The sequence below is a fragment of the Streptococcus sanguinis genome, from assembly GCF_013343115.1.
Classification (GTDB): Bacteria; Bacillota; Bacilli; order Lactobacillales; family Streptococcaceae; genus Streptococcus; species Streptococcus sanguinis_H.
Genome location: NZ_CP054570.1, coordinates 2,077,779 through 2,092,279, shown reverse-complemented (window position 1 = coordinate 2,092,279; position 14,501 = coordinate 2,077,779). Strand labels below are relative to the sequence as shown.

General features: G+C 45.5%; 13 protein-coding genes. All 13 read left to right on the top strand.

The genetic code is table 11. The features are described 5' to 3' along the window. The first annotated feature begins 48 nt into the window (after positions 1 to 48). The 13 genes from FOC72_RS10110 to FOC72_RS10050 all read left to right on the top strand — a co-directional run bounded on the left by FOC72_RS10110 (position 49) and on the right by FOC72_RS10050 (position 14,500). Positions 49 to 1,014 (top strand): ribose-phosphate diphosphokinase, encoded by a 966-nt coding sequence (locus tag FOC72_RS10110; protein WP_002894321.1) that lies wholly within the window; start codon positions 49 to 51, stop codon positions 1,012 to 1,014. 314 nt (positions 1,015 to 1,328) lie between these two features. Then, complete coding sequence (locus FOC72_RS10105; RefSeq protein ID WP_002894322.1) at positions 1,329 to 1,898, top strand: LPKTxAVK-anchored surface protein; 570 nt, start codon at positions 1,329 to 1,331, stop codon at positions 1,896 to 1,898. A 94-nt stretch (positions 1,899 to 1,992) separates the two neighbouring features. After that, entirely contained in the window at positions 1,993 to 2,835 is an 843-nt protein-coding gene (gene srtB / locus FOC72_RS10100) for a class B sortase, LPKTxAVK-specific (protein ID WP_002894323.1), read from the top strand. A gap of 179 nt (positions 2,836 to 3,014) precedes the next feature. After that, positions 3,015 to 4,187: a pyridoxal phosphate-dependent aminotransferase gene (locus FOC72_RS10095; protein ID WP_002894324.1), complete on the top strand. Its 1,173-nt coding sequence runs from the start codon at positions 3,015 to 3,017 to the stop codon at positions 4,185 to 4,187. Further along, entirely contained in the window at positions 4,180 to 4,953 is a 774-nt protein-coding gene (recO, locus tag FOC72_RS10090) for a DNA repair protein RecO (RefSeq protein WP_002894325.1), read from the top strand. The genes FOC72_RS10095 and recO overlap by 8 nt, the downstream gene beginning before the upstream one ends. A gap of 5 nt (positions 4,954 to 4,958) precedes the next feature. After that, positions 4,959 to 5,957, top strand: coding sequence for a phosphate acyltransferase PlsX (gene plsX, locus FOC72_RS10085; protein ID WP_002894326.1), 999 nt, complete (start codon positions 4,959 to 4,961; stop codon positions 5,955 to 5,957). A 2-nt stretch (positions 5,958 to 5,959) separates the two neighbouring features. Next, positions 5,960 to 6,208 carry an acyl carrier protein gene (locus FOC72_RS10080; RefSeq protein ID WP_002894327.1) on the top strand — a complete coding sequence of 83 codons (249 nt, stop codon included), beginning with the start codon at positions 5,960 to 5,962 and terminating at the stop codon, positions 6,206 to 6,208. Between the two features lie 153 nt (positions 6,209 to 6,361). Continuing rightward, positions 6,362 to 7,069 (top strand): phosphoribosylaminoimidazolesuccinocarboxamide synthase, encoded by a 708-nt coding sequence (gene purC, locus FOC72_RS10075; protein ID WP_002894328.1) that lies wholly within the window; start codon positions 6,362 to 6,364, stop codon positions 7,067 to 7,069. 19 nt (positions 7,070 to 7,088) lie between these two features. After that, the gene (locus FOC72_RS10070) at positions 7,089 to 10,823 is read left to right on the top strand and encodes a phosphoribosylformylglycinamidine synthase (protein ID WP_002894329.1); all 3,735 of its coding nucleotides are present in this window, start codon (positions 7,089 to 7,091) and stop codon (positions 10,821 to 10,823) included. 98 nt (positions 10,824 to 10,921) lie between these two features. Beyond that, positions 10,922 to 12,361: an amidophosphoribosyltransferase gene (gene purF, locus FOC72_RS10065; RefSeq protein WP_002894330.1), complete on the top strand. Its 1,440-nt coding sequence runs from the start codon at positions 10,922 to 10,924 to the stop codon at positions 12,359 to 12,361. 59 nt (positions 12,362 to 12,420) lie between these two features. Beyond that, positions 12,421 to 13,443 carry a phosphoribosylformylglycinamidine cyclo-ligase gene (gene purM / locus FOC72_RS10060; protein WP_002894331.1) on the top strand — a complete coding sequence of 341 codons (1,023 nt, stop codon included), beginning with the start codon at positions 12,421 to 12,423 and terminating at the stop codon, positions 13,441 to 13,443. Next, positions 13,440 to 13,991 (top strand): phosphoribosylglycinamide formyltransferase, encoded by a 552-nt coding sequence (purN, locus tag FOC72_RS10055; RefSeq protein ID WP_002894333.1) that lies wholly within the window; start codon positions 13,440 to 13,442, stop codon positions 13,989 to 13,991. Before purM ends, purN begins: the two co-directional genes overlap by 4 nt. A gap of 44 nt (positions 13,992 to 14,035) precedes the next feature. After that, entirely contained in the window at positions 14,036 to 14,500 is a 465-nt protein-coding gene (locus FOC72_RS10050; RefSeq protein ID WP_002894335.1) for a GNAT family N-acetyltransferase, read from the top strand. The last annotated feature ends 1 nt before the right edge of the window (position 14,501 follow it).

Here is a 14,501-nt window from a genome sequence, read left to right as displayed (position 1 = left end):
AAAGTTGTAATTGGACAATGAAAGACGATTTAGAATCTGGAGGGAATCATGTCTTTTTCTGATTTAAAACTCTTTGCTCTTTCTTCTAATCAAGAATTAGCGCAGCGTGTTGCTCAAGAGATTGGATTGCCACTTGGAAAATCAACTGTCCGTCAGTTCTCTGATGGTGAGATTCAAGTGAATATTGAAGAATCTATTCGCGGGAAACACGTCTTTATTTTGCAGTCTACCAGCTCGCCAGTCAATGATAATTTGATGGAAATCTTGATTATGGTAGATGCTTTGAAACGAGCTAGTGCTGAATCCATCAACGTTGTCATGCCTTACTATGGCTATGCTCGGCAGGATCGCAAGGCTAGAGCTCGTGAGCCAATTACATCTAAATTAGTTGCTAATATGTTGGAAATTGCTGGTGTGGATCGGATGCTAACTATTGACTTGCACGCAGCGCAAATCCAGGGCTTCTTTGACATTCCAGTAGATCATTTGATGGGTGCACCTTTGATTGCTGATTACTTTGAGCGCCGTAATATGACAGGGGGCGACTATGTGGTAGTCAGTCCTGACCATGGTGGTGTGAGTCGGGCCCGTAAGTTAGCAGAGTTTCTGAAAACACCGATTGCCATTATTGATAAGCGACGCAGTGTGGACAAGATGAACAGCAGTGAAGTCATGAATATCATTGGTAAGGTGGAAGGAAAAACTTGTATCCTAATTGATGATATGATTGATACAGCGGGAACTATCTGCCATGCAGCTGATGCTCTCGCTGAAGCAGGGGCTGTAGAAGTCTATGCTAGCTGCACTCATCCAGTCTTGTCTGGTCCTGCTATGGATAATATTCAAAAATCGGCGATTAAAAAATTGGTTGTGCTGGATACGATTTATCTACCCCAAGAGCGCTTAATTGATAAGATTGAGCAGATTTCAATTGCGCATCTTTTAGGGGAAGCCATTGTCCGTATTCATGAAAAACGGCCACTGTCACCCTTGTTTGAAATAGGTAAAAAATAATCTGAGATATATGGCTGGGATGCTTGATTTCTGGCCTCTTTTTTATTCTATTCCTACTATCTTTTTTAAAAAAAGTCCAACATTCACTTTAAAAGAAAACTCAAATTACTTGATGTTTCAAATATAAATAAATGACCATTTAAATAGTTGGTAAATTGACAATTTGTCTCATCCCTTGGTATTATTTGGTTTTAAAAATTTTTATGTAGTAAAATTCTTGACTTTTTTTAGAGTTCGAACTATACTTATTAGTAGGTAATATTAGGTAACGGGGAGTTACAATTATTTTTGAAAAGTAACGAGGAGATGAGATAATGAAAAAGGTTTTGCTTTCAAGTGCTGTGGCCCTTTCACTTTTCGCGGCTGCTGCACCAGTATTTGCTGAGGGTACAGCCAGTCTTTGGGTTAATGACATTGATAATAATGAAGTTCCCCAAGGCAGTACGGACTCAGAATCTAATAAAGTTATGGATGAATTGCAGGCCTATAGAGATGCACAATCAGCTCTGGATCAGCAAGTTGCTGAAGCTAAGAAAGCTCCGGTTGGCAAAAGTGCTGTGATGGAGGATCAGGCTGGTAACAAAGTTCTTGTTATTGGTGAGGGAGAGTCGGCCAATGCTGATCAGCCTTCAGCGGCACCATCTACTACAGATCCATCTACACCGGCTTATTCGGCAGCACCTTACTCCACAGCCTCTTCATCAGTTCCGACTTTTCCAGCACCGTCTCAATCTTCGGCGGCGTCCTCTTCAGCAACAGGTAAAAAGAAGGCTAAAAAATCAGAAAATAAAGCAAAAAAAGCTCCGGAAGCAAAAGAAGAGAACAAGGAAAATGAGGAGAATTCTGAAGAAAAGTCACTTCCTAAGACAAGTGCAGTCAAATAATTTTGTCTTTAATTTGTGCTAACGCCTAAATATCACTGAGCCTTCGTTCGGTGATATTTTTTGTAAAAAATGAAAAATAAAGGATTTTTAGATTATGCAAGAAAAAGATAGGAGTCAAGCTTCGAATAAGAAACTGCTCCTTGTTGTTGGAATTTGCCTCCTACTGATTGTTCTGGTTATTTTTTCTGTTTTTTATTCTTTCCGTTCATCAGCATCAGGCAGCAAGCTTCGAGTTTCGCATCCTAGCAGGATTGAAACGTCAAGCTCATCTGCATCTTCAAGTCAGACAGAAAAGGAATATTTAGCAGAGCGTTTTGCTAAACTGAAAGCTGTGAATTCAGAAACGATAGGCTATGTCTATGCTCCTGGTACACAGTTGGATGAGCCAGTGGTGCAAACGAAAGATAATGCGACTTATCTGCTGAAGACTTTTGAAGGAAAGCAAGAGCCCTATATGGGAGCGGTCTTTATGGATAAGGACAATCATAGAGATTTCAGTGATCGTCTGACTTGGCTTTTCGGGCATGCTCGGGGCAGCAAGGCAGGAGATCATCGCATGTTTAATGATGTCAACTACTATGATCGTCAGGATTATTTTGACAAACATAGGTATGTCGTGATTGAGACTCCTGAGCGTAAGTATTATTATCAAGCTATGGGACTGGTCATCGTGCCGGAAGAGACAGCTTTTTATCGGACGGAGTTTAAGGATGACGAGGACTTTACGACTCAGCTTAGAAATATCTATGAGGCTGCTCGTACTAAGGATCCTAAGATACAGATTAAGGCGAGTGACCGGTATTTGGTTCTCTCAACCTGCCGTGAGGAAGATGATACGATTCGTTCTAACCTTTATTTGCGGCAGATTCCTGATTCAGAACTGCCAGATTTTCTGGCCAAGCATGGCAAGGAATTGACCTATACTCCGACTCGTTGATTGGCCAGTCACGTGAGATGTGGCTATATCCATTATTTGGCAGTAAAGAATTTTAAGGCAAGGAAAAAGGGACTGAGTGCAAGCTTAGTCCTTTTTTCGGCATCGGAAATTATGTAATAGCTTTTGCTATGCTTCTGCATTTATAGTATAATAGTTCTATTGAGCGGCTGGAGGTATGTATGGATTTAAGTAAGAAATTTAATAAAAACTTAGAAAAAATAGAAATTTCGCTGATTCGTCAGTTTGACCAATCAATTTCTGCTATTCCGGGAGTTCTTCGGCTAACCTTAGGGGAGCCGGACTTTACAACACCGGATCATATCAAAGAAGCAGCCAAGGCGGCGATTGATGCTAATCAAAGTCACTACACTGGTATGAGCGGTCTCTTGGAGCTGCGTCAGGCGGCTAGCAGCTTTGTGAAAGAAAAGTACAATCTGCACTATCGCCCGGAAGATGAGGTTTTGGTCACAATTGGGGCGACAGAGGCCTTGTCAGCTACGCTGACAGCTATTTTAGAAGAAGGAGACAAGGTCTTGCTGCCAGCTCCTGCTTATCCAGGCTATGAGCCTATTGTCAATCTAGTGGGGGCAGAGATTGTCGAGATTGACACAACGGCCAATAACTTTGTCCTCACTCCAGAGATGCTGGAAGCGGCTATTTTAGAGCAGGGCGAGCAGTTAAAAGCAGTCATTCTTAATTATCCAGCCAATCCGACCGGCGTGACTTATTCGCGGGAGCAGATCAAAGCTCTGGCGGATGTCCTAGGAAAATACCAAGTCTTTGTGGTCTGCGATGAGGTCTATTCTGAGCTGACCTATACAGAGCAGGGGCATGTCTCCATCGCGGAGTATCTGCCAGACCAAACTATCGTCATCAACGGCTTGTCTAAGTCTCATGCCATGACTGGCTGGCGGTTGGGCTTTATCTTTGCTCCAGCAGTTTTCACTGCTCAGCTGATTAAGAGCCATCAGTATCTCGTAACAGCAGCCAATACCATGGCTCAGTTTGCAGGCATTGAAGCGCTGACAGTTGGGAAAGATGATGCGGAGCCAATGAAGGCTGAGTATATTCAGCGTCGCGATTATATCATAGAGAAAATGGCTGAGCTAGGCTTTAAGATTATCAAACCAGATGGGGCTTTTTATATTTTTGCTAAGATACCAGACGGTTATAATCAAGATTCTTTCGCCTTTCTGCAGGATTTTGCAGAGAAGAAGGCCGTGGCCTTTATCCCGGGAGCAGCTTTTGGTCAATACGGGGAAGGCTATATCCGTCTGTCCTATGCGGCTAGTATGGAGACGATTCAAGAAGCTCTGAAACGCCTCAAGGACTACATGGAGGACTATGCTTAAATCTCTAACAAGTCAAGGTCTGGTTCTCTATAACCGCAATTTCCGTGAGGATGATAAGCTGGTCAAGATCTTTACGGAACAGGCTGGTAAGCGTATGTTTTTCGTCAAGCATGCTGGTAAATCCAAGCTAGCACCCGTCATTCAGCCCTTGACTGCGGCGAACTTGCTGATGAAAATCAATGATGATGGTCTTAGCTATATTGAGGATTATCAGGATGTGGTTACCTACCATCGCATCAATGAGGACTTATTCATCATGGCCTATGCCAGCTATGTTGCAGCCTTGGCAGATGCCAGTCTTCAGGACAATCAGCCGGATCCGGCGCTCTTTGCCTTTCTGCAGAAAACCCTGGAGCTGATGAATAATGGTCTGGACTATGAAGTGCTGACTAATATCTTTGAGATTCAGATTTTGTCACGTTTTGGAGTTTCGCTGAACTTCCATGATTGTGCTTTTTGTCATCGGACGGGTCTGCCTTTTGACTTCTCTTTCAAATATAGCGGAGTCCTTTGCCCTGATCATTACCATCAGGATGAACGGCGCTGTTATCTAAATCCTAATCTTCCTTTTCTGCTGGACCAATTTCAGGCGGTTCGCTTTAGCGAATTGGAGACCATTTCTTTGAAGCCAGATATAAAAAAGCAGCTACGGGATTTTATTGACCTGCTCTATGATGAATATGTCGGCATCCATCTCAAATCCAAAAAATTTATAGATTCTCTGGGGGACTGGGGAAGCATTTTAAAAGATAAGAACGAGGAATAAATCGAATGAAAAAAATAGCTGTTGATGCTATGGGAGGGGACAATGCCCCTCAGGCTTTGGTGGAAGGAGTCAATCGAGCGGTACAGGAGTTTTCGGATATTGAAATTCTCCTTTATGGCGATGAGGCGAAAATTAAGCCTTATCTGACTGCTGGTGAGCGGGTCCGCATCATCCACACGGAGGAAAAGATTGACTCGGACGACGAGCCGACAAAGGCCATTCGTCAGAAGAAAGAGGCTAGTATGGTTCTGGCAGCCAAGGCTGTGAAAGCAGGGGAAGCAGATGCCATGCTGTCTGCTGGAAATACTGGAGCACTTTTAGCGGCAGGTTTCTTTATCGTAGGGCGTATCAAGAATATTGACCGACCTGGGCTCTTATCTACTATGCCAACGGTTGGCGGTCAAGGATTTGATATGCTGGATCTGGGAGCTAATGCTGAAAACACAGCCCATCATTTACACCAGTATGCGACTTTGGGTTCTTTCTATGCTGAAAATGTCCGAGGAATCAAGAAGCCGCGGGTAGGTCTCTTGAATAACGGAACGGAAAGCAGTAAGGGCGACCCTCTACGCAAGGAAGCCTATGAGATTTTGTCGGGGGATTCAACACTTAACTTTATCGGCAATGTGGAAGCGCGTGATTTAATGGATGATGTGGCGGATGTTGTCGTTGCAGATGGCTTTACTGGTAATGCCGTTCTGAAATCAATCGAAGGAACTGCTATCAGTATCATGGGTCAGCTGAAGAAATCTATTTTGGGCGGTGGTTTCAAGGCTAAATTGGGAGCTTGGCTGCTCAAGGACAGCCTGCGAGGACTCAAGAATAGTCTGGACTATTCTAGTGCAGGCGGTGCAGTTCTATTCGGTTTGAAAGCGCCTGTTGTCAAAACGCATGGCTCTAGCGATGCTAAGGCTGTTTATAGCACGATTCGTCAGATTAGGACCATGCTGGAAACAGATGTTGTTGGTAAATCGGTCATTGAATTTTCAGATGCAAAGGAGTAACTATGAGCGAAAAAGAAATTTATGCAAAAATTGTCGAAATCATTCAAGAACATGACAGCAGTAAGCTGCATGTCACTCCAGAGTTGAATTTGAAAGAAGAACTGGGAGTGGACTCTGTGGATTTGATGGAATTTATCATCAATCTGGAAGAAGCTTTTGATATTGAGATTCCTGATGAGGATATGGATAACTTCAAAACAATTTCCAATGTAGTGGCTTATATCCACGAAAAACTGAAGAAGCAGCATTAAAAATCAAAGATCGGTATTTTCCGGTCTTTTTTCGTATCTTGGAAAGGAAACGATTTCTTTAGATGGGCATAGAAAGTTTATACGGAATTTCTTGTAAAATGTATTTAAAGATGATAGAATGAGGGTATAAAACCACGAAAGGCGAATATTAAAATGTCTAATAAGTTGTTATATTCGGGAAAAGCCAAGGATATTTTCTCTACAGATGATGAGCAAGTCATTCTGGCACGCTACAAGGACCAAGCAACGGCTTTTAATGGAGTCAAGAAGGAGCAGATTGCTGGTAAAGGAGTGCTCAACAACCAGATTTCATCTTTTATTTTTGAGAAACTCAATGCAGCTGGTGTGGCGACGCATTTTATTGGGAAGGTTTCGGATACGGACCAGCTAAATAAAAAAGTAGAGATTATTCCTTTGGAAGTGGTGCTGCGCAACTACACAGCGGGTTCTTTTTCCAAACGTTTTGGAGTAGAAGAGGGTATCGCGCTTGAAACTCCAATTGTGGAATTTTATTACAAAAATGATGATTTGGACGATCCTTTCATCAATGACGAGCATGTGAAATTCTTGAAGATTGCTAGCGATCAAGAAATTGCCTTTTTGAAAGAGGAGACTCGTCGAATCAACAAGCTCTTGTCAGACTGGTTCCGCCAAATCGGACTGAAATTGATTGATTTCAAGTTAGAGTTCGGCTTTGACAAAGATGGCAAGATTATTCTGGCGGATGAATTTTCACCAGACAATTGCCGCCTCTGGGATGCGGAAGGCCATCACATGGACAAGGATGTTTTCCGGCGTGGCCTTGGTGAACTGACAGATGTCTATCAGGTTGTTTGGGAAAAATTGCAGGCGATTAAGTAAGGACAGGGTGTGAAAAATCATGGACAAGCGTATTTTTGTAGAGAAGAAGAGCAACTTCGGTGTGAAGTCACAGAGCTTGGTGAGAGAGCTGACGCATAATCTTCAGTTGAAAACATTGTCAGATCTTCGGATGATTCAAGTTTATGATGTCTTTCATCTGGCAGAAGATTTGGTCGCTCGGGCTGAAAAGCATATTTTCTCTGAGCAGGTGACTGATAGATTGCTGACGGAGGAGGAAGTAGAGGATGCACTTGCAGAGACAACGTTTTTTGCCATCGAAGCGTTGCCGGGTCAGTTTGACCAGCGGGCAGCCAGCTCTCAGGAGGCTCTCTTTTTGCTCGGTGCTGGGACCGATGTTCTGGTGAGGACAGCTCAGCTTTATTTGGTCAATAAAGACATCTCAGACAGCGAGTTGGAAGCAATCAAGAAATACTTGCTGAATCCAGTTGATTCACGCTTTAAAGATATTGAGCAGCCGATCCAACTGGAGCAGTTCTCTGAGTCTGACAAGACCATTCCGGTTCTGGACTTCTTTAAGGACTATACGGAAGCGGACTTTAAAGCCTACAAGCAGGAGCATGGTCTGGCTATGGAAGTGGCAGATTTGCTCTTCATTCAAGACTATTTCAAGTCGATTGGCCGTTTTCCGACAGAGACTGAGCTTAAGGTTTTAGATACTTACTGGTCTGATCACTGCCGACATACGACCTTTGAGACAGAGTTGAAGAAGATTGATTTTTCAGCTTCTAAGTTTGAAAAGCAACTGCAGGCCACTTATGATAAATACTTGGCTATGCGCGATGAGCTGGGACGTGGGGACAAACCGCAGACTCTTATGGATATGGCGACTATTTTTGGTCGCTACGAGCGAGCCAATGGCCGTCTGGATGACATGGAAGTGTCTGATGAGATCAATGCCTGCTCAGTGGAGATTGAAGTGGATGTGGATGGTATCAAGGAGCCTTGGCTGCTGATGTTCAAAAATGAAACCCATAACCACCCAACAGAAATTGAACCTTTTGGAGGGGCTGCGACCTGTATCGGAGGAGCCATTCGTGATCCGCTTTCTGGTCGTTCTTATGTTTATCAGGCTATGCGGATTTCAGGTGCGGGCGATATTACTCAACCGATTGCTGAAACGCGGACTGGCAAGCTCCCTCAGCAGGTCATTTCTAAAACAGCTGCACATGGCTATTCTTCTTACGGGAATCAAATTGGTCTAGCAACGACCTATGTTCGTGAGTATTTCCATCCAGGCTTTGTAGCCAAGCGGATGGAGCTTGGGGCAGTTGTCGGTGCGGCTCCTAAGGAAAATGTCGTCCGTGAAAAACCAGCAACAGGTGATGTGGTCATCTTGCTGGGAGGCAAGACGGGCCGTGATGGTGTCGGTGGAGCGACTGGATCGTCCAAGGTACAGACAGCTGCGTCTGTGGAGACGGCTGGTGCGGAAGTCCAAAAAGGAAATGCTATAGAGGAGCGCAAGATTCAGCGTCTCTTCCGCGATGGCAATGTGACTCGTCTCATCAAGAAATCCAATGACTTTGGGGCTGGCGGAGTCTGCGTAGCTATTGGTGAATTGGCAGACGGGCTGGAAATTGACCTTGACAAGGTACCGCTCAAATACCAAGGCCTTAACGGTACAGAAATCGCGATTTCTGAGTCACAGGAGCGGATGGCAGTAGTGGTACGCCCAGAAGATGTGGAACAATTTATCGCTGCAGCAGCTAAGGAAAATCTGCTGGCAGTTGTAGTAGCAAAAGTGACGGAAAAGCCAAATCTAGTCATGCACTGGAATGGGGAAACCATCGTTGATATTGAGCGGAGTTTTCTGGATACCAATGGTGTGCGCGTGGTTGTGGATGCCAAGGTTGTGGATGCTCAAGCAACATTGCCAGGGCAGGCTGTGACTTCTGAAGCAAGTCTGGAACAGGACCTCAAGAGCTTACTCAGCGACCTCAATCATACCAGTCAAAAGGGGCTGCAGACCATCTTTGACAGTTCTGTTGGCCGCTCTACTGTCAATCATCCTATCGGCGGGCGCTACCAAATCACGCCGACTGAGGCTTCTGTGCAGAAACTGCCAGTTGAGCATGGCAAGACTGAGACTGTATCTGTGATGGCGCAGGGCTACAATCCTTTTGTGGCAGCTTGGTCTCCTTATCATGGAGCAGCTTATGCAGTGATTGAAGCGACAGCTCGCTTGGTTGCTGCTGGTTCGGACTGGTCCAAGGCTCGCTTCTCTTATCAGGAGTACTTCGAGCGGATGGACAAGCAGGCTGAGCGTTTTGGACAGCCGGTCTCTGCTCTGCTTGGTTCGATTGAAGCTCAGATTCAGCTAGGTTTGCCGTCTATTGGTGGTAAGGATTCCATGAGCGGAACTTTTGAAGAATTGACCGTACCGCCGACCTTGGTGGCTTTTGGAGTGACAACTTCTACTGCTGGACGCATCCTGTCTCCAGAGTTTAAGGCGGCAGGAGAGTCTATCTACTATCTGCCAGGACAGGTCTTGTCTCAGGATATTGACTTTGACTTAATCAAGAATAACTTTGAAAAATTTGCGGATATTCAGGCCAAGTATGAGATTACCGCCGCCGCTGCTGTCAAATACGGTGGTCTGGCAGAGAGTCTGGCCTTGATGAGCTTTGGTAATCGCATCGGTGCTCAAGTGGATGTTGCTGACTTGCCTTCCGTTTTGCAGGCGCAACTGGGCGGATTTGTCTTTACCAGTCCAGAGCAGGATATTCCAGGCGCAGTGAAGATCGGTCAGACCAAGCCAGACTTTACACTGATTGTCAATGGTGTCCAGCTTGAGGGAGCAGAGCTTTTGGCAAGCTTTGAAAGCCGACTAGAGTCTATCTACCCGACAGAATTTAAACAGGAAACAGTTATTGAAGAAGTGCCGGCTCTTGTCGCTGATACAGTTATCAAAGCCAAAGAGACAGTGGCGGAGCCGCTGGTTTATATTCCAGTCTTCCCTGGAACCAACTCAGAATACGACTCAGCCAAAGCCTTTGAAGCAGCTGGAGCCAAGGTCAATCTAGTTCCATTCGTTACTTTGGATGAAGCAGCCATTGTTCAGTCCGTTGACACCATGGTTGACAACATTGACAAGGCAAATATCATCTTCTTTGCAGGTGGCTTCTCTGCTGCAGATGAGCCAGATGGATCCGCTAAGTTTATCGTCAATATCCTTCTCAACGAGAAGGTCAAGAAAGCCATCGATGCTTTCATCGCTCGCGGCGGTCTCATCATTGGTATCTGTAATGGCTTCCAGGCTCTGGTTAAATCTGGTCTTCTTCCTTACGGAAACTTTGAAGAAGCAGGGGCTAGCAGTCCTACTCTCTTTTACAATGATGCCAACCAGCACGTGGCCAAGATGGTTGAAACCCGCATTGCCAATACCAACTCGCCTTGGCTGGCTGGTGTGCAAGTGGGAGATATCCATGCCATTCCGGTTTCTCATGGTGAAGGGAAATTTGTCGTGACAGCAGAAGAATTTGCTGAGCTGCGTGACAATGGTCAGATTTGGAGTCAGTACGTAGACTTTGATGGTCAGCCAAGCATGGACAGTAAGTATAATCCAAACGGCTCTCTCTACGCTATTGAAGGGATTATGAGCAAGAACGGCCAAATCATCGGGAAGATGGGCCACTCAGAACGTTATGAAGACGGCCTTTTCCAAAATATTCCAGGTCAGAAAGACCAGAAATTGTTTGAAAGCGCCGTTCGTTATTTCCAAGCGAGTCACGAATAAAGCTGGCTTGCAAGAGCAAGCAATCAAAGAAGGAGTCTGCTTGGCCTGTTAGGCCAGGTTTTCTCCCTTTTACAAGACAAAAGAATTTAGGTAAAACAATGACATACGAAGTAAAGTCACTGAATGAAGAGTGCGGTATTTTTGGAATCTGGGGTCATCCACAGGCGGCTCAGGTCACCTATTTCGGGCTTCATAGCCTGCAGCACCGCGGTCAGGAAGGAGCAGGCATCCTGTCAAACGACCATGGAAAGCTCAAACGCCACCGCGATTTGGGATTGGTTGCAGAGGTCTTTAAAAACCCAGCAGATTTGGATAATCTGACAGGAGAAGCAGCCATCGGCCATGTCCGCTATGCAACGTCTGGTGGGGCCTCCATCAACAATGTCCAGCCTTTCTTCTTCAGTTTCTATGATATGCAGATGGGCTTGGCGCATAATGGTAATCTGACAAATGCCCATTCACTGAGACGGGAGTTGGAAAAGAAAGGTTCCATCTTTGCCAGTTCGTCTGATACGGAAATTCTCATGCACTTGATTCGCCATAGCGAGCAGGAAAATTTCTTAGACAAACTCAAGGAATCCTTGAGACGAGTTCAGGGCGGCTTTGCCTACCTCATCATGAGAGAGGACAAGCTCTACGCTGCGCTGGATCCTAACGGTTTTCGTCCTCTGTCCATCGGCCGTATGAAAAATGGGGCCTGGGTCGTTTCCAGTGAAACCTGTGCTTTTGAAGTGGTGGGTGCCGAATGGGTTCGTGACCTTGAGCCAGGGGAAATCGTGATTATCGATGATGAAGGCGTGACCTACGATAGCTATACGGCAGATACCCAGCTGGCTATTTGCTCAATGGAATATGTCTATTTTGCTCGGCCGGACAGCGTCATTCACGGGGTCAATGTCCATGCAGCCCGCAAGCGGATGGGCCGCAGACTGGCTCAGGAATTCCAGCATGAGGCAGATATCGTTGTCGGTGTGCCTAATTCTTCCCTGTCAGCGGCCTCTGGCTTTTCCGAAGAGTCTGGTCTGCCAAATGAAATGGGTCTGATTAAAAATCAATACATCCAACGGACCTTCATCCAGCCGACGCAGGAGTTGCGAGAGCAAGGAGTTCGTATGAAATTATCTGCTGTTTCCAGCATTGTCAAGGGCAAGCGCGTGGTCATGGTGGATGATTCTATCGTGCGGGGAACGACCAGCCGACGTATTGTCCAGCTCCTACGAGATGCAGGTGCTGCTGAAGTCCATGTGGCTATCGGCAGTCCAGAACTTAAATATCCATGTTTCTACGGCATTGATATTCAGAATCGGCGCGAGCTCATCTCGGCCAACCATACGGTTGATGAGGTCTGTGAGATTATCGGGGCTGACAGCCTGACTTACCTGTCGCTGGAAGGTCTCATTGAATCAGTTGGTATTGAGACGGACGCTCCGAATGGCGGGCTTTGTGTGGCTTACTTTGACGGTCAGTACCCAACTCCGCTCTATGACTATGAAGAGCGCTATCTGGAAAGCCTGAAAGAGAAGACGAGTTTTTATTAAAACAAGGTCAGCGGTAGTTGTCGCAATCTTTTTCAAAAATAAGAGTAAGGAAGAAAATTATGACAAATAAAAATGCATACGCTCAATCCGGTGTGGATGTTGAAGCGGGTTACGAAGTTGTTGAGCGAATCAAAAAACATGTAGCACGTACAGAGCGGGCTGGCGTCATGGGGGCGCTGGGTGGCTTTGGCGGAATGTTCGACCTGTCTCAGACTGGGGTCAAGGAGCCAGTGCTGATTTCTGGTACGGATGGGGTCGGAACCAAGCTCATGCTGGCCATTCAGTATGACAAGCACGATACCATTGGGCAGGACTGTGTGGCTATGTGTGTCAATGACATCGTCGCTGCAGGGGCTGAGCCCCTTTACTTCCTAGACTATATTGCCACTGGGAAAAATGAACCAGCAAAACTAGAGCAAGTGGTGGCTGGTGTGGCTGAAGGCTGCGTTCAGTCTGGAGCTGCTTTGATTGGTGGGGAAACCGCTGAAATGCCTGGCATGTACGGTGAAGATGATTATGATCTGGCTGGTTTTGCTGTCGGGGTTGCTGAGAAGTCGGAGATTATTGACGGTTCTAAAGTTGCAGAGGGCGATGTCCTTCTGGGGCTGGCTTCTAGCGGTATCCATTCAAACGGTTATTCCCTTGTCCGCCGTGTTTTTGCGGACTATACGGGTGAGGAAGAACTGCCAGAATTGGAAGGTAAAAAACTCAAGGAAGTGTTGCTTGAGCCGACTCGTATCTATGTCAAGGCTTTGCTGCCGCTGATTAAGGAAAAGCTGGTTCATGGGATTGCCCATATTACTGGTGGTGGTTTTATCGAAAATGTGCCCCGCATGTTTGCTGATGATTTGGCTGCTGAGATTGAAGAAGACAAGATTCCAGTCTTGCCGATTTTTAAGGCCTTAGAAAAATATGGTCACATCAAGCACCAAGAAATGTTTGAAATCTTCAATATGGGGTTAGGGATGATTTTGGCTGTAGCGCCTGAAAATGTGGATCGTGTCAAAGAACTTCTTGCCGAGACTGTTTATGAAGTTGGCCGGATTGTCAAAAAAGAAAATGAAAGTGTCCTTATCAAATGAAAAAAATTGCCGTTTTTGCTTCGGGTAATGGATCAAATTTCCAAGTGATTGCTGAGCAGTTTCCTGTTGAATTTGTCTTTTCAGACCATCGTGATGCCTATGTGCTCGAGCGGGCGGATAAGCTAGGTGTCAAAAGCTATGCCTTTGAGCTCAGAGAATTTGACAGTAAGGTGGCTTACGAGCAAGCTATTGTAGACCTACTAGAAGCGCACCAGATTGACTTGGTTTGCCTGGCAGGCTATATGAAAATCGTTGGACCAACCTTATTGGCAGCTTATGAAGGCCGGATTATCAACATTCATCCTGCTTATCTGCCTGAATTTCCAGGAGCTCATGGCATTGAGGATGCTTGGCAGGCTGGCGTCTCTGAGAGCGGCGTGACCATTCATTGGGTGGACTCGGGTGTGGATACTGGCAAGATTATCCAGCAAGTGCGCGTGCCGCGTTTAGCTGAGGATACGCTGGAAAGTTTTGAAGAACGCATCCATGCCGCCGAGTATCAACTCTATCCTCAAGTGCTGGAGAGTTTAGGGGTAGGGAGAAGGTAAGAAGTAAATCAAGTTTTGATTGTGCAATATTGCTAGGAGAAAAAATGATTGAGCTGAAATTAGTAGATGAGAGCAGTTTTCAGGCAGTGCTGGATTTGAAAATATCAGAAGCTGATGAACAAGCACGTTTCGTAGCTCCAAATGTGCGCTCTTTAGCTGACGCATGGCTCTACCGGAAAAATGAAGATGTGTTTCCGATGGCAATCTATTGGGATAAGCAAGTGGTTGGCTTTCTCCTACTGGAAATAGACAAGGATGAAGCGGAATACTTTATCTGGCGGATAATGATTGGTCAGCAGTACCAAGGAAGAGGCTATGGTCGAAAAGCCTTGGAAGTTCTGATCAAAAAGGCTCAGATGGATAGAGCTTGTAGTCATATTATCGCAGATTATGTGGTTGGAAATGAAAAAATGAAGCGCCTGCTGACTAGTCTGGGTTTTCAGGAAACAGGATTTATAGAAGAGAATAACGAAGTCGCTATGCGCTTGGATCTAAAGAAAGAGGAATAGA

What these genes read in the sequence shown, in the direction of transcription:
- FOC72_RS10110 (WP_002894321.1), top strand. Translation starts at nt 49, where the DNA reads ATGTCTTTTTCTGATTTAAAACTCTTTGCTCTTTCTTCTAATCAAGAA.
- FOC72_RS10105 (WP_002894322.1), top strand. Translation starts at nt 1,329, where the DNA reads ATGAAAAAGGTTTTGCTTTCAAGTGCTGTGGCCCTTTCACTTTTCGCG.
- srtB (WP_002894323.1), top strand. Translation starts at nt 1,993, where the DNA reads ATGCAAGAAAAAGATAGGAGTCAAGCTTCGAATAAGAAACTGCTCCTT.
- FOC72_RS10095 (WP_002894324.1), top strand. Translation starts at nt 3,015, where the DNA reads ATGGATTTAAGTAAGAAATTTAATAAAAACTTAGAAAAAATAGAAATT.
- recO (WP_002894325.1), top strand. Translation starts at nt 4,180, where the DNA reads ATGCTTAAATCTCTAACAAGTCAAGGTCTGGTTCTCTATAACCGCAAT.
- plsX (WP_002894326.1), top strand. Translation starts at nt 4,959, where the DNA reads ATGAAAAAAATAGCTGTTGATGCTATGGGAGGGGACAATGCCCCTCAG.
- FOC72_RS10080 (WP_002894327.1), top strand. Translation starts at nt 5,960, where the DNA reads ATGAGCGAAAAAGAAATTTATGCAAAAATTGTCGAAATCATTCAAGAA.
- purC (WP_002894328.1), top strand. Translation starts at nt 6,362, where the DNA reads ATGTCTAATAAGTTGTTATATTCGGGAAAAGCCAAGGATATTTTCTCT.
- FOC72_RS10070 (WP_002894329.1), top strand. Translation starts at nt 7,089, where the DNA reads ATGGACAAGCGTATTTTTGTAGAGAAGAAGAGCAACTTCGGTGTGAAG.
- purF (WP_002894330.1), top strand. Translation starts at nt 10,922, where the DNA reads ATGACATACGAAGTAAAGTCACTGAATGAAGAGTGCGGTATTTTTGGA.
- purM (WP_002894331.1), top strand. Translation starts at nt 12,421, where the DNA reads ATGACAAATAAAAATGCATACGCTCAATCCGGTGTGGATGTTGAAGCG.
- purN (WP_002894333.1), top strand. Translation starts at nt 13,440, where the DNA reads ATGAAAAAAATTGCCGTTTTTGCTTCGGGTAATGGATCAAATTTCCAA.
- FOC72_RS10050 (WP_002894335.1), top strand. Translation starts at nt 14,036, where the DNA reads ATGATTGAGCTGAAATTAGTAGATGAGAGCAGTTTTCAGGCAGTGCTG.